The sequence below is a fragment of the Massilibacteroides sp. genome (assembly GCF_028705895.1).
In the GTDB taxonomy this organism is placed as follows: Bacteria; Bacteroidota; Bacteroidia; order Bacteroidales; family Tannerellaceae; genus Massilibacteroides.
Window position 1 is genome coordinate 55,496 of sequence record NZ_JAQWCQ010000011.1, and the last position, 18,869, is coordinate 74,364.

Here is an 18,869-nt window from a genome sequence, read left to right on the forward strand (position 1 = left end):
ATAATAAAATGGCGTACTTTTGCAAATTGTTTTTCAGAATATTAACGAGACTATACAGACGTATGTTGACAGCAAAAGAAACCCGCGAATCATTTAAAGCGTTTTTCGCTTCTAAGGGGCATCAGATTGTGCCTTCAGCCCCGATGGTGATAAAAGGCGATCCTACATTGATGTTTACTAATGCAGGAATGAATCAATTTAAAGATATAATTCTGGGAAATGTTCCGATCAAATACCCTCGCATAGCCGACTCGCAAAAATGCCTTCGCGTTAGCGGAAAACATAATGACCTGGAAGAAGTAGGTCACGATACCTACCATCATACCATGTTTGAAATGCTTGGTAACTGGTCTTTTGGAGATTATTTCAAGAAAGAGGCCATAAGTTGGGCATGGGAATATTTAGTAGATGTCCTGAAACTGGATCCTGATCGCTTATATGCTACAGTATTTGAAGGAAGTCCGAAAGAAGGACTAAGCCGGGATGACGAAGCTGCCGGATATTGGGAGCAGTTTCTTCCTGAGGATCATATCCTGAACGGAAATAAAAAAGATAATTTCTGGGAGATGGGCGATACAGGCCCTTGTGGTCCCTGTTCGGAAATACATATAGACCTCCGCTCGGACAAGGAACGGGCAGCCATGAGCGGTGCGGAAATGGTGAATAAAGATCACCCGCAGGTGATTGAAATATGGAATCTGGTATTCATGCAATACAATAGAAAAGCAGATGGCTCACTTGATCCGTTGCCTGCAAAGGTGATTGATACCGGAATGGGTTTTGAGCGTTTATGTATGGCTTTACAAGGAAAAACGTCTAATTATGACACGGACGCATTCCAACCCATAATTCAGGATATTGCATCAAAGAGTGGATTTGCTTATGGACGTGATAAGCAAAAAGATATAGCCATGCGTGTGATTGCGGATCACATTCGTACAATAGCCTTTTCCATAACAGACGGTCAGTTGCCTTCAAATGCAAAAGCCGGGTATGTGATACGTCGTATCTTGCGTCGGGCGGTGCGTTATGGTTATACCTTCCTTGATCGTCGTGAGGCGTTCATGTATAAGTTGCTTCCGGTACTGATTGAAACAATGGGGGATGCATATCCGGAATTGATCTCCCAAAAGACATTGATTGAAAAAGTTATTAAAGAAGAAGAAGAGTCTTTCTTGCGTACGTTGGAGACAGGTATTCGTCTGCTTGATAAAAAAATAGCGGAGGCTACTGCTGCAGGAATTAACGTGCTGAATGGCACGGATGCTTTTACTTTGTATGATACATATGGTTTCCCGTTGGATCTGACGGAACTTATCCTTCGTGAAAATAAGATGGAGGTTGATCTTGATGCATTCAATGCTGAAATGCAGAAGCAAAAGGAACGCGCAAGAAATGCTGCAGCAATCGAAACCGGAGATTGGATGATTGTTAAGAATGGAGATAGTCAGTTTGTTGGTTATGACCATTTTGAATGCGATGTCGAAATTCTCCGTTATCGTAAAATCAAACAAAAGAATAAGGAATTATACCAGCTTGTTTTAGATAAAACTCCTTTTTATGCGGAAATGGGTGGGCAAGTAGGTGATATCGGATGGTTAATCAACGGAGATGAAAAAATAGATATCATTGATACAAAGCGTGAGAATAATCTACCAGTACATTTGACCGCTCGTTTGCCAAAAGATATAACCGCATCGTTTACAGCAAAAATAAACGTTGAAAAACGTGTCCAATGCGAATGCAACCATACAGGAACCCACTTGTTGCATGAAGCTCTTCGTGAAGTGCTGGGTACTCATGTAGAACAAAAAGGGTCGTTTGTTTCACCGGAAACATTGCGTTTTGACTTTTCTCATTACCAGAAAGTGACTGATGAAGAAATCCGTGAGATCGAAAAGCTGGTGGGAAAGAAGATTCGTGAAAACTACAAAATGGAAGAATTCCGCTCTGTGCCCATTAAGCAAGCTAAAGAAATGGGCGCAATGGCTTTGTTTGGCGAAAAATATGGAGATGAGGTACGTGTAATAAAATACGGTAATTCAATAGAGTTATGCGGAGGAACACATATTCCTTCTACAGGAATGATCGGATCATTGCGCATTGTTGGAGAAAGTTCTATCGCCGCCGGTGTGCGACGTATTGAAGCTGTTACAGCAGAAAAGGCGGAAGAATATACTTTTACACTACAAGATATCCTGAGTGAGTTGCGTCAGTTGATGAATAATATGCCGAATGTGGTTCAGGCAGTAAAGAAATCGATTGAAGAAAACGCGGAAATGAAAAACAAACTGGATCTGTTTGTAAAAGAAAAAACAAAGCGTTTGAAGGAAGAATTATTAGCAAGAGCCGAAAACAAAAATGGTGTTTTGATTGTAAGATACTGTGGAGTAGGCAATGCGGATATGGGGAAAGATATTGCATTTCAGTTAAAAGGAGAAATAAATGAACCGTTTGCTTTCGTCGGAGGATTTATTGAGTCTCCCAAATGCACTTTGATGGTGATGTTGAGTGATGACTTGGTTGCTGAAGGTTCTAATGCCTCAAAATTAGTGAAAGATGCTTCAAGGCATATCCAAGGCGGTGGTGGCGGACAACCTCATTTTGCAACAGCAGGAGGTAAGAACCCTGACGGATTGACAATTGCAATTAACGAGATTATCGAGTCATTAAATAAATAATGAATAATAGCTAATGGAAAATCGGAAAATTGTTATTTGTAAGGATTTAAAAAGCGAATTAAGAACTTATTTAGATACCCTGAAGTTTGATAAAGTATTTATCCTTACGGATGAAAATACGTTTAAAAACTGTTATCCGGTTTTACAAGATATTCCCTCTTTGTCTCAGGCTCCGGTTTTTACTGTCGGAGCCGGAGACATTCATAAAAATATAGATGAAGTAACTAAGCTTTGGGTAAAACTCTGCGAAGGAGGAGCCTCGAGAAATTCCCTCTTGGTAAACCTTGGAGGAGGGATGATAACAGATATGGGCGGGTTCGTCGGAGCTACGTTCAAACGAGGTATTCAAACAATCAATATTCCTACAACGTTGATGGCTTCCGTAGATGCCGCAGTAGGAGGTAAGACAGGCATAAACTTTAATGGATTGAAGAACGAAATAGGTTCTTTTTATCCTCCGCTCTGCGTTATTATTTACAATGTCTTTCTTCGTACGTTAGATCACGCTAATATACTATCGGGCTATGCAGAAATGATTAAACATGCCTTGATTTCATCCCCGGAAGTTTACTCTGCAGTCTTTTCTTTTGATCCGGCTTCCGATAATTTAAATGATCTCGATAGATTAGTTGCTCAGTCGGTGGCCATTAAAGAGCGAATAGTAGAAGAAGACCCTAAAGAAAAAGGTATTCGGAAAGCATTGAATTTAGGGCATACCATAGGGCACGCTTATGAAAGTTTGTCTTTCAGAAAGAACCGTGCGTTACTACATGGGCATGCCGTAGCTGCAGGTCTTGTGGGAGAACTCTATCTTTCGCACAAAGTTTGTGGATTCCCCATGAAAGAATTGTCTCAAGTCGTTTATTACATAAAAAATAATTATCCTCCATTTGTTCATGATTGTGATGATTATGAAGCCTTATATGAACTAATGACGCACGACAAAAAGAATGAAGGAGGTATCATTAATTTTACGTTACTATCCGATATCGGGGAAGTGCAAATTAATCAATCAGTTGACAAGCAGCTGGTGTTATGCGCTCTGGATTTTTACAGAGAAAGCTTTGGAATCTGATAAAAAAGAGATACTTTTGCACTCACAAATAAAGCGGGGTGTAGCTCAGCCCGGTTAGAGTACGCGTCTGGGGGGCGTGTGGTCGGACGTTCGAATCGTCTCACCCCGACTGCTGATAATTAAGGACTTACGGTAAAATGTAAGTCCTTTTTTATTGAGGCTATTGAAGCATTATTAAAACATTTGGATTTAATTAATGTTAATTCATAGGTTTTAGGGATCAGCGGATTTCTCCTTATCAAAAGTAAAATAAAGATACCTGCTATTTTAGTTTCCGGCTTAAAAGTAAAATAGTACTCCGAATATATATATATACCCGTTGGCGGAATTAAAATAAAACAGACTATTAATGCTTAAAAAGTTGTGCATATCATTTATTTTCATTATATTATAGGTCTCAAATCTTTTAATATTAAATCATTTTATGCACAACTTATATACAATATTCGCAAAATTTCATCATGTCTGCAAACAAATTGCAGGCAATTTGGTGAATGAACAGGGTAATATCCCTCGTTGTGGTGTCGTATCTCGATTTTCTGACTTAGAGGTGATCGCTCTAAGTCTGACGGCTGAAACGGTGAGTATAGACAGTGAAAATCTGCTTTTTTCGAGGCTTTCAGAGTATAAAAAGGAATTTCCAAATCTAATCTCTCGTCGTCAATTTAATGACAGAAGGAAACTAACCAGTACGCTTTGTGAAGCTATCCGCAAACAAATTGCTGAGTTTATTGATGGTGGAGAGAGCTTCTTCTGTGTTGATTCTAAACCAATAGAGGTGTGTAGAATAGCTCGTGGAAAACGATGCAAGATGGGGAAAGAGAATTTCACCAAAGCCCCAAGCTTTGGTTATTGTGCCTCTCAATGTACGTATTATTATGGCTATAAACTACATGCTTTATGTGGATTAAACGGCGTAATACATTCTTATGACTTAACAAAAGCCAGCGTTCATGATATCAATTATTTGCATGATATTAAAGACTTATACCATGATTGTAACATTTTTGGAGACCGAGGATATATAGGAAAAGAGATCCAATTAGATTTATTTGAAACGGCAAATATAAAGCTTGAATGTCCTTATCGCTTGAATCAGAAAGAATGGAAGCCGTTATTTATTCCGTTCGCAAAAGCGAGAAAAAGAATAGAAACTGTATTTTCTCAACTTGACGATCAGTTTATGCTGATCCGTAATTACGCAAAAGGAACCAAAGGTTTGTTTGCCAGAATTATTGCTAAGATAAGTGCTCTTACAATCTTTCAATATATCAACAAAATTAATAATAAGCCCATTGGACAGATTAAATATGCTCTAATTTAATTCCGCCAACGGGTAGATTATTTACAATTGCTATATCTAAAACCGACTCAAATACTCCCCATTCTTTGCCTTGTTGGTGCTAATTCTTTGTTATTGAAAGCGTTTGAAGCTATTGCGATTGAAATATCGGTAACATCATTTGAAACTACATTTAAGACGATTTTATGAATACCCAACGTCATTTCCTCTATTGGGTCATCGTCTTTACTACAAGAAGAAAATGTAAAGGATAGCATAAACATCAATAAGGGAAAAATTCTTTTTGTTTTCATTGTTCTATCATTTTGTGATTAATAAAGTACTACCTGTAATAAGTAGCGTTCATATAACCACAAAAAGAAGACGTGGTACTCGCCAAGTCCGAAACGAAGGTACTGGTATACCCGAGAAACGAAACAAAGCAAGCCCACGCCTATACGGCATGAGCATTGCACAGTCTCCTCGTTTCTCTAAAAATTACCAGTTTTTCGTTTCGAGGTTTATGTGAACGCTAATGTTATATTCTTATTCGCGGCGCTTCGCTGTTATTTCTTTTACAAAGATATCTTTTTTCATACAACTCGCTTAGACTTTTCTAAAACAAATTTTAACCACATAAAATTTATTACATTTGTATTTAAACATAGAATGTTTGAGAATAAACAATAAAACGATGGCTATAAAGACAGCATTGACATATAATCAGATCGGGAAAAATCTGGAAGTTTTCATACAGCCAGTTAATAAACAGGATATACCTTATATCTTGTTATCATCTATAGGCGTAAGTCAAACTTTGATTAAACGTTATAAAGATGGAAAAAATACGGTAGCTTCTTTTGATGGTTTATTGATACGGAAGGTACTGGGCTTTCGCTTGGCTGATACCGATCAAATGAAAGATGAATTGGAGCTTCTAAAGAAAGATGAAAAAGTTCAGAAGAATCAACCGCCCATTCTCGCTGTTAGTGATGGAGTGTCCATCCTAGCCTATGATCCTTCTATGGATGAATCTTATGAAAATAGATTAGATTTACTCTATACCGATTATAATTTCTTTTCTCCCATTTGGGGTGTTGGAAAATATCGTGTACTAGAAGAAAGTGACGCGGATGTAAAAGCGGCTTATAAAATGGCGAAATTGCATGATGAGATACGTCGTGAGAATAAAATCTCTAATGAATCCGACATGCATGATCTGAATCTGTTTATGAGTCGGCTATTGTTTTGTTTCTTTGCAGAAGATACCGGCATTTTTGAAAAAGATTTATTTACCTCTTCGATCCGCCAATATACCCAACCGGATGGTAGCGACTTAACAGCGTATTTATCCACGATATTTAATCTTATGGAGCATTCGGAACGGGCTGCTCATCTCAACAAAGCGTATCGATTCCCTTATGTAAACGGAGGTTTATTCAGCAAACAAATACAAATTCCTCATTTAGGAATGAAAGCTCGTAATCTGATTTTAGATTGCGGAAAACTGAATTGGAAAAATATCAATCCGGATATTTTTGGCTCGATGATTCAGGCGGTCGTAACTCCACAGTTACGCAGTGGCTTGGGTTTGCATTATACCAGTGTGCCGAATATTATGAAGCTCATTGGGCCTCTGTTCTTAGACGAACTATACGAAGAATTTTATCAGATTGAGCGATTGTTTGACGAGAAAAAGCGAAAATTTGATATTGGCGCTTGGACACAAAAAGAATTTGAAAAAGAAACAAAGGGAATTATAGCTGCTTGTCGAAAACTGCTATTACGTATGAGCAAAATGAAATTCTTCGATCCGGCTTGTGGCAGTGGTAATTTTTTGATTATTACTTATAAAAGTCTTCGGCAATTAGAAAACCGGATCCTGGAATTGATCCTTTCTATTGATAAACAAACCTCTTTTAATAATGTATTTAGTCTAATTCAGATATCACAATTTTATGGTATTGAAATAGATGACTTCGCCTCCGAAACAGCGATTCTCTCTTTATGGTTGGCCGAACATCAAATGAATCGTTTGTTTACCGATAAATTTGGTGTCACCATTGATGCGCTACCTCTAAAAACAAACTCTAATATACGACAGGGAAATGCTTGCCGGTTAAATTGGAATGAGGTTTGTCCACATTCAGCGGAAGAAGAGGTTTTTGTTATGGGGAATCCCCCGTATTTTGGAGCGAGACTTCAAGAAAAGCCTCATAAGGATGATATGGCATTCGTATTTAAAGAAGTAAAAGGATTTAATAATCTGGATTATATTGCATGTTGGTTTTATAAAGGCGCTCAATATATAAAAGATATAGTTGCTCGTTATGCTTTTGTTTCTACAAATTCAATCTGCCAAGGGGAACAAGTGGAACTTATTTGGCCTTTAATCATTAATGCTGGATGTTCGATTTTTTTTATGCACAGACCTTTTAAATGGACTAATAATGCGAAAAACAATGCTGGTGTTACTGTTTCCGTAATAGGTGTTGCAGCAGAAAAAAATATTATAAAAAAGATATTTGATGAAACCTCCTCAAAAGTTGTTGCCAATATTAGCCCTTATTTAATAGAGGCTGATAATTTAATTGTTAGAAAGACTAATAAAAGTATTAGTAAATTACCGACCATGTGTTTTGGTAGTATGCCTAATGATGGTGGATTTTTACTATTGTCAGAATTAGAGAAAAATAGCTTTATACAAGAATATCCCTTTTATTCAAACTTAATAAAAGCTTTTTTGGGATCACAAGAATTCATAAGAGGAGAAAGACGATTTTGCTTCTGGATAGATGAGATTGATAGAATTAATTTAGATAAATGTCCACCATTAAAAAAGAGAATTCTTTTGTGCCGAACTGAAAGAGAAAAAAGTAAGAGAAATGCCACACGAAAACTTGCCGATAAACCGTGGACGTTTGGAGAAATAAGGCACAAGGACGGTTTGTCAATAATTATTCCTTCGGTGTCTTCTGAAAAAAGGGAGTATATACCAATTGGTATTCTTGATTCTAATACTATAATATCAAATCTAGCTTTAGCTATTTATAATTCTGATATTTGGATTTTTGGGCTACTAACATCAAAAATGCATATGGTTTGGACAAAGAAAATTGGAGGATATTTAGGTACAAGTATAAGATATTCCGTGACTCTATGCTATAACACTTTCCCTTTCCCCAAAATATCCAAAGAGAAAAAGCAACAAATAGAAGATGCTGCAAACCAAGTCTTGGACGTTCGTGACTATCACTGCGAAAAAACTTTAGCTGAATTGTATGATCCGGATAAAATGCCGGAAGATCTTCGGGAAGCGCACCATCAATTGGATTTAATAGTGGATGGTTGTTACCAAGACATGCCATTTCTTAATGACGAGGAACGGTTGGAGTATTTATTCCGACTATACGAGAAAATGACTAAAAAAAACTATAATTATGACAACGGAAGAATTCAAAAAGAATGTGCAGGAGGCATTAAATAAGGTAAATGATATATTCAACTTATCTTCACCTTTTTTTGTCGATAATTCCAACAATACAAATCTAAGAAGTATCTTCCATACTCTTGATTACCTTAATCATATCATGGAAGATGTGGAGTATTCGGTAATACCCGAGACTTTTTATGATTTCATAATTGAAAATATTAAAGAATTCAAAATTGGTTCATTAGATCTATCTGAGTTATTAAAGAAAGGAGAAATACAGCTTTTTGATATAGAAAAAAAGTTATCTCAAACGAGTTTAGATAGAGCAATTTGGGATAGGCATATTTACTTATTTTTTAAATCATTGGGATTTGCTAGAGTTAGCACTGTAGTAGTCGGCGCAAATGGCAGTGGTAAAACTTCTTTAGCAACGATGTTAAAACAACAATTACCGTCTAAAAATGGTATTGTAATTCCTTCGCAGAAAATATTAATAATTCCTACCCTAAGTAGTATTCCCAATGATAAAGACATAATTTCTGAATACAATTCATATCAACAAGATACATACGACTACAAAGTAACCTATAAGACTACCAAAAGTGATGACTTCCCTTATAGTGAAGTGAAAAAATTTTCAGCTGAATTTAATGTCATATTGAGAAGTCTTATTGCGGAACGTATAAATGTGAATAATACTTATTGTGACAAAATAAAAAACAAAGAACAGGCTGACCCTGAAGATTTGTTTTGTACTTTAGATAGAATAATTAAAATATGGAACTCTTTGATTGAGCATCGTGAATTGTCTTGTGATAATGAGAATAATCTAATAGTAAAAACAAAAGGTTCTGATGCAGTTTATCCTGCATATCAAATGAGTGATGGAGAGAAAGTTATATTGTATTTAACTTCCAGAGTAATTAAAGCTCCTTTGAATGGGTATATTATAGTTGACGAGCCGGAACTTTATTTACATAGGGCTATAGTGGATAAACTTTGGAATCAACTAGAGCTTGAACGTCAAGACTGCATTTTTATCTATATGACTCATGACTTAGATTTTGCGTCGAGTAGAAATGCTAAAAAGTTTTGGATTCAGAATTTTAAATATAATCATTCTTGGAGTATTGAACCTATACCAGAGAATAATATTCCGGAGAGCTTATTAATGGAATTACTGGGTAGTAGAAAAAAAATATTATTTTGTGAAGGAGAAAACAATGAGAGAAGTCTTGATTTGTCAATATATGAACTGTTGTTTCCTGATTATACCATAAGAGCTGTAAGGAGCTGTAAGGATGTAATTTCTTACACACGGGCATTTAATAAAATAGCTAATAAAAATGCAAAGGCTTATGGGCTAATAGATCGAGATTTCAGAACAGAAGAGCAATTTAAAAAGCTCAGAGAAGATAATATCTATTGCTTGCAGGTTGCAGAGGTGGAGAATTTATTCCTCACAGAAGGTTTCATTTCTGCTTTTGTTGATTATAAGGCAGAAACTATAACTATTCAAAAACTTAAACAAAAAACGATTGAAAAATTAACTCATGACAAAGAAAGACAGGTTGCCAATTTTCTTTCAAATAAAATTAATTTTTATTTCAAAGAAAGCCACTTAAAAGGAGGAAACTCTAAAGATGAAATCTATTCAAGCTTCAATGATTTTAGAGACCAGATAATGATCGAAGAATGGTATTCTGAAAGATCAAAAGAAATTGATGATCTTATTAAACAACAAGACTATGAGAAGGTTGTTGAGCTTTATAACAATAAAGGGTTGCATACAATAATCGAAAATCTGTTAGGCTATAAAAGTAATGAGTTCAGAAATAAAGCGATAGATTTTCTAAGAAAGAATGAAAAAGCAAGACTTGTTTTACAAAGGAAGTTTCCACAAGAACTATTAACCGATTAATATTGTGTAAAGTATATAGCAATGAATAACGAAATCATCCTATATCAATCCCCAGATGGAAGCATCAAAATAGATGTTTTATTCCAGGGAGAAACAGTCTGGCTATCATTAAACCAACTGACCACTCTTTTTAACAGAGATAAATCTGTTATCTCCCGCCATATTAAAAATATTTTTGATGAAGGGGAATTAAGACCTGATTCAGTTGTTGCAAATTTTGCAACAACTGCTTCCGATGGGAAATCGTACCAGGTAGATTACTATAATCTTGATGTGATTATTTCTGTTGGTTATCGGGTGAAATCAAAACAAGGTACGCAATTCAGAATCTGGGCAACACAGCGTTTGCGAGAGTATATCATTAAAGGTTTTACATTAAACGACGAACGATTCAAGACAGGCTCTTCAATGAATTATTTTAAAGAGCTGTTAGACCGGATTCGGGAAATTCGTCTTTCTGAACGTGTTTTTTATCAACAAATTAAGGATATTTACGCAACCAGTATTGATTATGATCCGTCTGACGAAAAAACCATGATGTTTTATAAGGAGGTGCAAAACAAACTTCTTTGGGCAGTAAGTGGTAAAACGTCTGCGGAGTTGATCTATTATCGATCCAATGCGGCTCTACCCATGATGGGGCTGACTTCTACCGAGAAAACCGGAAAGGTCTTGAAATCCGATGTTAGCATTGGCAAAAATTATCTGTCTGAAGAAGAAATTCAGTCGCTGAAGTTGATCGTTGAACAGTTTCTGGCTTTCGCCGAAGCACAAGCCTTGGCGCACAAGCCCATGTATATGAAAGACTGGATAGAGAAACTTCGCTTAGTTTTGACCTTGAATGAACGGAGCGTTTTGGAACATGCAGGACAGATATCTCATCAACTGGCCTTAGAAAAAGCTTCAAGTGAATACAATCAATATAAAGAAGAGCTGAGAAAGCTCGACCATCTGAACAGTATAAAAGAGCTTGATCAGGATATTAAGAAGCTAAAAGGTGGAAAAACGAAAGGAAGGGAAAAACGGGATGAATAATGTAGTGGAAATAACCTATTCTCAAACAGGAAAATCAAGTCAGACAGACGGCTTGGGAATGCGTGAGATGCAAGCAAAAGTGTATAAGGAACGACACCGGCGCTTTTTGTTAGTCAAAGCTCCTCCGGCTTCCGGAAAATCACGTGCTTTGATGTTTGTCGCTTTAGACAAATTAATACATCAAGGCTTGAAGCGAATCGTGGTTGCTGTTCCAGAAAAGAGTATTGGCCGTTCGTTTCAAAGTACTTCATTAAAGCCTTTTGGTTTCTTTGCAGATTGGACTGTTACTCCTTATTTTAATCTATGTGATTCTTCAAATGAGAAAGATAAGATTAAGCGTTTTCGTGAATTTTTTGTTTCGGAAACAAAGGCTCAAATATTAGTTTGTACCCATGCGACGCTTCGGTTTGGCTTGGAGGATTTGGAAAACGAACAATTACAAGATGCCCTGTTTGGAATTGATGAGTTTCATCATACTTCGGCCGATGTAAACAATGGGTTGGGTGAAAATATCAGACGCATCATGAATCAAACAAACGCACACATTTTAGCTATGACTGGCTCTTATTTCCGAGGAGATGGCGTGCCTGTTTTGCGTTCGGAAGACGAGGTCTTATTTTATCCGATTACCTACGATTATTACCAACAGTTAGACGGATATAAATATCTGAAAAGCCTTGGACTTGGTTATCATTTTTATCAGGGACATTACCTTACCGCATTAGGGAAAGTTTTGGATACAACAAAGAAAACGATTATTCACATACCCTCCGTAAATGCCAGGGCGTCAGGTGCGGTCGATAAATATCATCAGGTAAATCAAATTATCGATCTTTGTGGGAATAAAATAGAAACAGACTATAATAAAGGATTGACTAGTGTTCAATCCAAAGATGGGAGATATCTCAAAATTGCGAATCTGGTAGAGGATAGAGGGGATCAGCGCTCGGTTGTTCAATCTTATTTACAACGTATGAAGAGTAAAGATGATGTAGATATCATTATAGCCTTAGGTACGGCCAAAGAAGGCTTTGACTGGGAGTGGTGCGAACACTGTCTGACAATTGGGGTACGTGGTTCGTTAACAGAAGTTGTCCAGATTATAGGGCGTTGTACTCGAGACTGTAAAGGAAAGGAACATGCGCAATTTACAAATCTGATTGCCGCCCCGGATGCGACTCAGGATGATGTAACAATAGCTGTTAATGATATGTTGAAAGCGATAACCGCTTCATTGCTGATGGAACAGGTTATGGCTCCATCCTGGAATTTCAGAACAAAAAAAGATCAGATGGAAGACTTCTCAAATAAAGAGCGTACAATTGTTGTCGAAGGACTTAAACCTCTATCGTCTGTCCGGTCGAGTCAAATTGTCACGGAACAACTTGATGATCTGAAAGCAACCATTCTTCAAAGTCCTATGATTGCGAAAGCTTTGGGAGGGGATACTCCGCCTGAAGTAATCAACAAAGTAATTATTCCTAAGATCATTCAGGAAACATATCCGGATTTATCGAATGAGGAAAATGAGGAAATTCGCCAACGGTTGGTGTTGGATATGGTACTCAAGGGAAAGGAGGAAGAGATTCGGCCGGATGGGAATCGATTAATTAAATTAACCAACACATTCATCAACATTGATGGCTTGACCATCAATATGATAGACCGTGTAAACCCTTTCCAACGAGCTTATGAGATTATGTCTAAAGAAGTGACGGCTCCTGTTTTAAAAGTAATTCAAAACACAATAGCTGAGAAGAAAATGCCGATGACGATTGAAGAGGCGGTTATTTTATTTAAAGGGCCTTATCAACTCTATAAACAGTCCCACAATACTCCACCTTCATTTGATGATCCAGATCCCAAAATCAGAAGACTGGCTCAGGCTATCAATGTGTTGAAGAATTATAAGATCAGAAAAGAAATGGGATTAGAGTTTGAACCGTCCATTAAGCAGAAAGGAGACGCCTAATGGATTGGCCAAAAGATTTATTGGATATATTTGACGAACCGGAGTTCGCCAATACCCATCCGATTTCTCCCAAAATGACGGCAGATGATCGGATAAAAGAAGCTTTCTTAGCAATTAACGAATGGTATAGTGTACATCGCAGGGAGCCCTCCATAGATGCCGACAGACCCGAACGAACGTACGCTATGCAATTGAAGGGAATACGTGAGACGGATTGGAAACGGGAATATTTACGAACGTTGGATGAGTTTAATCTTTTAGATGGAGAGGTATGATCAACAAAGATGAATTAGACGATATATTGAATGATCCGTTGTTTAATATTACGGATACAGAAAAAAAGCTTTTCTCTTTGTCTGAGATATTGATATTAAAAGCGAATAAACAGAAAACGGACTATGTTGCACAGAAAAAGGAATGTCAAGATTTTTATTTGTATGCTCCGTTGTTTAAACAAGTTCATCAGGAACTCAGCAGAGGTAAGCGGTCATTAGTTCGATATAGCGAAAAGAATCTGAAAGAAGGTGGATTTTATATTGTCAGTGGTGTTCTTGCTTTTTTGGAAAAAATAATCAACGTACATGTGGATAAAAGTGGCCATACAGATGGACGTACACGGATCGTTTATGAGAATGGGACGGAGTCGGATATAAAGCTGCGAACATTAGGAAAGAATATTCAACACGACGGTTTTGTGGTTACGGAAAGCAAAGAATACGACAATTGGTCATTGGACTCTTTTAAAGTAGGAGATGAAGATATCCATGACGGATGGATTTATATTCTACGTTCATTGTCTGAAGAACCGGAGATCGCCAATCAGAAAGACTTGTATAAAATAGGTTTTTCAACAACTTCAGTAAAAGAAAGAACGAAAAACTCAGAATACGAGCCAACCTATCTAATGGACAAAGTCGAAATTGTCAGAGAATGGAAAACCTACAATTTAAAGACACAGGCCTTCGAGTCTATCATACACCAATTTTTTGCAGCTGCCCGATTTAATGTAAAGGTGTATGATTTAGCAGGCAATGAGCATAAACCTAAAGAATGGTTTGTCGTTCCTCTTCCAATTATTCAAACAGTGATTCAACGTATTATCGATGGATCGATAATCAAGTATCACTATAATACCCAGTTGCAGATGTTGGAAGAAGTGGATGAACAGTCGGAACAGCTACAATCGGATAAAATTGATACAGCTGGCTGGCATATACTTTCCTTAATCATTAAAGAAAAGTATTTTAAGGAAATCCTTTCGGGTGAAAAAACGATTGAATACAGAGAATTGAAACAAAATAAACTTTCGTCCTATACCTGGGTAGAACAGGAAAGTGGCATTCGTTATCTAAAAAAATACGATGCCATACGTTTTTATGTGGGCTATCACAAAGACCGGGATTTGGCCTTAGTTGAAATTACAGATACAACATACGATGAGGACAATCAAATGATAAAATATCATTTAGGTAAGGTATTGGAAGTAAGTATAAAGGAAAGGTAGATATATGAATTCTGAGCACCAAAAAGATACTAATCAAGAATGGGATAAGACAATCTCCAAATTAAAAGAACGTTCTCATCTTGTTTTTTTAGGGGCAGGTGCGACAATGGCAGCGATCCTTAATGGAGATAAAAATGGGAATAAATGCTCTGTAATGAATAATTTCTTAGAAGAATTAAACCTTCTTCCTTTAATTGACAACTGTAATATTAAAACAACAAGTCAAAATCTTGAAGATATTTACTCCGAGTTATATGAAAGAAAAGAATATGTAAAGGTCAGAAAAACATTAGAGAAAAATATATTTGATTATTTCTCCAAACTTAGACTCCCTGACAAAGCAACAATTTATGATTATCTAATTCTTTGTCTTACTAAAAAAGATTTGATCGCAACATTTAATTGGGATCCATTATTGATTGAAGCATATAATAGAGTGATCGATTTGGGATTTCCTGAAAAAAAACTTCCTCGGCTCGCTTTTTTGCATGGAAATGTTTCAGCTGGAATATGCCCTGCATGCAAAAACTACGGGCATATAGAGTCCCATTGTAAGAAATGTGGTCTTGACTATGTGAATACCAAGCTTTTATTCCCCATTAAAAAGAAGAATTATAGCTCTGATGAATTCATTTACAAGCAATGGCAGTTGGTGAAAAAATATATTGATTATGCCGGGATCATCACTTTTTTCGGTTATAGTGCACCGGAAAGTGATATAGACGCTATGGATCTTATTCGATCAATATATAATAAGGAAAATAATGGACATAGATTAGACAGAATTGAAATAATAGATATAGCAGATCAGAATAAGCTTTGGAAAAAATGGGGAAACTTCTACCATATTGATGCCAGCTTTTTAAAAATCACAGATTCTTTTTGGAAAAGTTATATAACAAAATTCCCAAGAGCAACAGTAAAACGTTATGTTGAGTCAGAGATTGAAAGCCCACAGTTTATAGGGCCTAGTATTATACCTATGGAACGAACCCTGACGGAATTAAAGACGTTATTTGATCCATTTATCTATTGAACCTCAGAAACTAACTTAATTATAACACATTAACTAATTCCACGCTTTGCCACTACTGAAAAACAAGAATTTTTATGATTCAACCGCACAATTCCAAAACTCGTAAGCCTTCTATATTTTTTCATCCCACTATACTACTCACTTTTCTTGAAAAAAATAGAAAAGTAGGTTATAAAACAATTCTTATTCTTTCACAGTACCCCCACAATTTCATCAATAACCTTATTCCCAAAGCTATCCAAATAAATGCTGGTTGTAGCTACATCTGTATGCCCGAACACTTGTGCTATTTTATCGATAGCAACATCATTATTCCGAAGTCTCATTGCTACAGAATGGCGAGAAACATAGGTTGTCAGATTTATAGGTATATTAAGTTCTTTAGCAACTTCCTTAAGGGCATCATTGTACCGACCACGTCTGTTCTTGATATGTTCATATAGTTTTGCTCCCTCATAGTCACGAGTGATACAGGGAGTAAGATAGTTAGCGATTAAAAGAGTGTTATGCTTAAACCATTCAATAAGAGATTCTAATTCCAGAGTTATTTTCACATACATAAGCTTGGCTGATTTGTTATGTCTCAATTTATACCGTTTATACACAATATACCTTTCGTTTTCGACTTCGTAAATATTCTTCGTAGATAGTTGCGCCATATCAATATAACTGATGCCGTGACAATAGTATGAGAATAAGAATAGTTTCCGAGCAATTTCAGCAGAGACTGCCTCACAAGTAGTCGATTTGATTAGTCCAATATAATTATCAGACAAGTAACGCTTAGCTGTTGTTTCAGTAAGTTTATTCACTTCAAATTTACCTTTTCCATAAGGATAAAAGCGTTCATCAGCTTCACCAGCACTTATTGCTTTGTTGTAAGCAGCACGTAACGCCTTGTGATGGTATTTTCGAGTATTTCCGCAGAATCCTTTCCTTTCGACATTTCGATCTCCTTTTTTCCCCTTATCAAAAGTAAAACAGTATTCCGAAAATATATATAGTTTGGTAGAACATATCTCTTATCATAGCGAGAATATTCTCGTAATGATGTCGTGCTACGGTGCTACGGCTACGGGATTAATTTGTGTAATAGATTGTTTTATAGTCTATTATACCTTTCTTTTGCGTAGCATCGCTGGATGTACATAGGTTTTTCTATCTACATCATACAGTAGAATAACTTTCCGAAGATACTGAACAAAAAAAAGTTATTATTTCCTCGTCATGATCGTCATACTTTTTCTAAAGGGGATTTAAAATCCCTTCTAAAACAAATCTGGCAAAGTTCGAAAATAGCACTTTGAACATAAGTCAAGGTTGACTGTAAATTTGTAAGAATCGTGTTGCTCCAAAATAGTGCGAAAAAAGGGGTTTTCAGTCAAGGGGTGAAAAAGAGGATTAGTCAAGGTGTCCCCAATTTTGGTGATACCCTGTTTAGGACAGCGTAATTTTGCGCCCTCGTAGGGTGTGAAGAAGTTAACGCCCTGTTTAGGACAGCACGAAGTTGTGTTCTCGTAGGTCTGCGGAATTTTCCGCAACCCCATCAATAACAGAAAAGCCCTACTCCGGTAAGGGATAAGGCTTTATGTGTACAAATGACCAAAGTTATACGCCCAACACAATAGAGGCATTAATATTTAGTTTTTGGCTTATAGTTCGGGCTACCGGTAGGGTAGGTTCACTCTTGCCGGATAAAATTTCGCTTACCCTTGATGGACTGACACCCAGCATTTCCGCTACGGATTTCTGGGTTAAATTCATCTCATACATACGGAGCTTTATTACATCCACAAGTGACGGTTCATTTACAGGGAAATGCTCTTCCTCGTACGCAACAACTAAATCAGTAAGGATATCCAGCTCAATATAACTTCTGTCTGTTTGGGGTGTATCTTCTCCTACAATCTCGACAAGTTCGTCAATCCTTGCCATGATTGCATCATATTCTATTTCATTCTTTATCTTTTTCATACCAATAAATTTTACTCTTTTGAACAATCATTAATCTTGTCATATTCTTTATGAGTGCCTATAAGTCGGATATAAACCATTTTTAAGGTGAATTTAATCAAAGCTATTAGGCGATATGAATTACCCTTTACATTAAAAACAAACCGACCATTACCCACAGAATCGACGCTGTTAAACGTTTTCTTTACATCGGAAAAGTTATCCCATTTGGCTTGCTTGGTTTTACTGTGCCAATCCTCAAGAGCTATTTTAGCGTCTGGATAATCTTTTGAAAAGTCTTCGATTTGTTTCTTTGTGATAATTCGCATACCATATATCAATTATTTAATACAAAACCACGAATCAATTTCCATTAAACAAAATATAATTCCAAAAAATAGAATAATTACAGGGCGTTAGAACAAAAAAAGGGGAACTTAATCCCCCTTCTTCTCTTCTATTCCAAGCAACCGCATTTCATTGGCGCGAAACTCATTGTATTGTTCCAAAACAAAATAATAGCAAAATCTGTCATTTTCAGACAAATTGTCGCCAGCCTCAATAGCGTTGTTTTAATACGCTTTATTAAATAAAATGACAATATGTGCCCCCGAAAAACAAACGCTGAAAAACCACACTTAAAACGCGCGATACGGCATGCTCGTTTTTTTTGAATTATCAAAATTGAACAAAAAAAGGCAATGGATAAAATCTCCCTATTCTTTTTGAAAAAAGACTCTATTCTTTTTTTGAAGATAAAGGATATTTTTCAGAAAATAACCTTTATATTTTTGGTAAAAAACGGGCTATTTTAGTCTAAATACAATATCTATTGGTCTAAAACGATACCATAAATCAAAAAACAAGGATGGACATTTTTTTACGCGTAAGTAAAAGGACGAAAAAAGTATCTATTTGTCAAAATAAAACACAAAAAATCAAAACTATTCGATTGATTTTAATGTATTGTAAATCAA

The 18,869-nt window shown here is 36.4% G+C and carries 14 protein-coding genes and 1 tRNA gene; 11 read left to right on the top strand and 4 right to left on the bottom strand.

The genetic code is table 11. The features are described 5' to 3' along the window. Positions 1-62 precede the first annotated feature (62 nt). The 4 genes from alaS (at position 63) to PHT93_RS04585 (ending at position 5,080) form a co-directional block, all read left to right on the top strand. Positions 63-2,681 (top strand): alanine--tRNA ligase, encoded by a 2,619-nt coding sequence (gene alaS / locus PHT93_RS04570; protein ID WP_300240037.1) that lies wholly within the window; start codon positions 63-65, stop codon positions 2,679-2,681. A 13-nt stretch (positions 2,682-2,694) separates the two neighbouring features. Beyond that, positions 2,695-3,756, top strand: a complete 1,062-nt coding sequence (gene aroB / locus PHT93_RS04575) for a 3-dehydroquinate synthase (protein WP_300240039.1) — start codon at positions 2,695-2,697, stop codon at positions 3,754-3,756. Between the two features lie 34 nt (positions 3,757-3,790). Beyond that, positions 3,791-3,865 (top strand) — tRNA-Pro (locus PHT93_RS04580). A 315-nt stretch (positions 3,866-4,180) separates the two neighbouring features. Further along, on the top strand, positions 4,181-5,080 hold the full coding sequence (locus PHT93_RS04585; protein ID WP_300240042.1) for an IS982 family transposase: 900 nt from the start codon (positions 4,181-4,183) through the stop codon (positions 5,078-5,080). A gap of 47 nt (positions 5,081-5,127) precedes the next feature. Here PHT93_RS04585 and PHT93_RS04590 read toward each other — a convergent pair whose 3' ends face one another. Beyond that, positions 5,128-5,352 carry a hypothetical protein gene (locus PHT93_RS04590; RefSeq protein WP_300240044.1) on the bottom strand — a complete coding sequence of 75 codons (225 nt, stop codon included), beginning with the start codon at positions 5,350-5,352 and terminating at the stop codon, positions 5,128-5,130. A gap of 380 nt (positions 5,353-5,732) precedes the next feature. On the opposite strand from PHT93_RS04590, the gene PHT93_RS04595 reads away from it, so the two are divergent. The 7 genes from PHT93_RS04595 to PHT93_RS04625 are packed head-to-tail and all read left to right on the top strand — an operon-like array spanning position 5,733 to position 15,939. Continuing rightward, positions 5,733-8,525, top strand: a complete 2,793-nt coding sequence (locus tag PHT93_RS04595) for a DNA methyltransferase (protein ID WP_300240047.1) — start codon at positions 5,733-5,735, stop codon at positions 8,523-8,525. Beyond that, positions 8,479-10,392, top strand: coding sequence for an AAA family ATPase (locus tag PHT93_RS04600; RefSeq protein ID WP_300240050.1), 1,914 nt, complete (start codon positions 8,479-8,481; stop codon positions 10,390-10,392). The genes PHT93_RS04595 and PHT93_RS04600 overlap by 47 nt, the downstream gene beginning before the upstream one ends. A gap of 21 nt (positions 10,393-10,413) precedes the next feature. Next, entirely contained in the window at positions 10,414-11,427 is a 1,014-nt protein-coding gene (locus tag PHT93_RS04605) for a virulence RhuM family protein (protein WP_300240053.1), read from the top strand. Beyond that, the gene (locus PHT93_RS04610) at positions 11,390-13,399 is read left to right on the top strand and encodes a DEAD/DEAH box helicase family protein (protein ID WP_300240056.1); all 2,010 of its coding nucleotides are present in this window, start codon (positions 11,390-11,392) and stop codon (positions 13,397-13,399) included. The genes PHT93_RS04605 and PHT93_RS04610 overlap by 38 nt, the downstream gene beginning before the upstream one ends. After that, complete coding sequence (locus PHT93_RS04615) at positions 13,399-13,674, top strand: hypothetical protein (RefSeq protein WP_300240059.1); 276 nt, start codon at positions 13,399-13,401, stop codon at positions 13,672-13,674. The genes PHT93_RS04610 and PHT93_RS04615 overlap by 1 nt, the downstream gene beginning before the upstream one ends. Further along, complete coding sequence (locus PHT93_RS04620) at positions 13,671-14,903, top strand: GIY-YIG nuclease family protein (protein WP_300240062.1); 1,233 nt, start codon at positions 13,671-13,673, stop codon at positions 14,901-14,903. The genes PHT93_RS04615 and PHT93_RS04620 overlap by 4 nt, the downstream gene beginning before the upstream one ends. Positions 14,904-14,907: 4 nt before the next feature. Next, positions 14,908-15,939: a hypothetical protein gene (locus PHT93_RS04625; RefSeq protein ID WP_300240065.1), complete on the top strand. Its 1,032-nt coding sequence runs from the start codon at positions 14,908-14,910 to the stop codon at positions 15,937-15,939. Between the two features lie 191 nt (positions 15,940-16,130). On the opposite strand, the gene PHT93_RS04630 is transcribed toward PHT93_RS04625, so the two are convergent. The 3 genes from PHT93_RS04630 to PHT93_RS04640 form a co-directional block, all read right to left on the bottom strand. Then, on the bottom strand, positions 16,131-16,751 hold the full coding sequence (locus PHT93_RS04630; protein ID WP_300240067.1) for a tyrosine-type recombinase/integrase: 621 nt from the start codon (positions 16,749-16,751) through the stop codon (positions 16,131-16,133). A 796-nt stretch (positions 16,752-17,547) separates the two neighbouring features. Further along, positions 17,548-17,913 (bottom strand): helix-turn-helix domain-containing protein, encoded by a 366-nt coding sequence (locus PHT93_RS04635; protein WP_300240070.1) that lies wholly within the window; start codon positions 17,911-17,913, stop codon positions 17,548-17,550. Positions 17,914-17,924: 11 nt separating this feature from the next. Beyond that, positions 17,925-18,221, bottom strand: a complete 297-nt coding sequence (locus PHT93_RS04640; RefSeq protein WP_300240072.1) for a type II toxin-antitoxin system HigB family toxin — start codon at positions 18,219-18,221, stop codon at positions 17,925-17,927. Positions 18,222-18,869 lie beyond the last annotated feature (648 nt).

Excerpts from the sequence above, each read along its gene's own strand:
- PHT93_RS04640 (WP_300240072.1), bottom strand. The coding sequence starts at position 18,221 with ATGCGAATTATCACAAAGAAACAAATCGAAGACTTTTCAAAAGATTAT.
- PHT93_RS04605 (WP_300240053.1), top strand. The coding sequence starts at position 10,414 with ATGAATAACGAAATCATCCTATATCAATCCCCAGATGGAAGCATCAAA.
- PHT93_RS04620 (WP_300240062.1), top strand. The coding sequence starts at position 13,671 with ATGATCAACAAAGATGAATTAGACGATATATTGAATGATCCGTTGTTT.
- PHT93_RS04615 (WP_300240059.1), top strand. The coding sequence starts at position 13,399 with ATGGATTGGCCAAAAGATTTATTGGATATATTTGACGAACCGGAGTTC.
- PHT93_RS04585 (WP_300240042.1), top strand. The coding sequence starts at position 4,181 with ATGCACAACTTATATACAATATTCGCAAAATTTCATCATGTCTGCAAA.
- alaS (WP_300240037.1), top strand. The coding sequence starts at position 63 with ATGTTGACAGCAAAAGAAACCCGCGAATCATTTAAAGCGTTTTTCGCT.
- PHT93_RS04590 (WP_300240044.1), bottom strand. The coding sequence starts at position 5,352 with ATGAAAACAAAAAGAATTTTTCCCTTATTGATGTTTATGCTATCCTTT.
- aroB (WP_300240039.1), top strand. The coding sequence starts at position 2,695 with ATGGAAAATCGGAAAATTGTTATTTGTAAGGATTTAAAAAGCGAATTA.
- PHT93_RS04635 (WP_300240070.1), bottom strand. The coding sequence starts at position 17,913 with ATGAAAAAGATAAAGAATGAAATAGAATATGATGCAATCATGGCAAGG.
- PHT93_RS04595 (WP_300240047.1), top strand. The coding sequence starts at position 5,733 with ATGGCTATAAAGACAGCATTGACATATAATCAGATCGGGAAAAATCTG.
- PHT93_RS04600 (WP_300240050.1), top strand. The coding sequence starts at position 8,479 with ATGACAACGGAAGAATTCAAAAAGAATGTGCAGGAGGCATTAAATAAG.
- PHT93_RS04625 (WP_300240065.1), top strand. The coding sequence starts at position 14,908 with ATGAATTCTGAGCACCAAAAAGATACTAATCAAGAATGGGATAAGACA.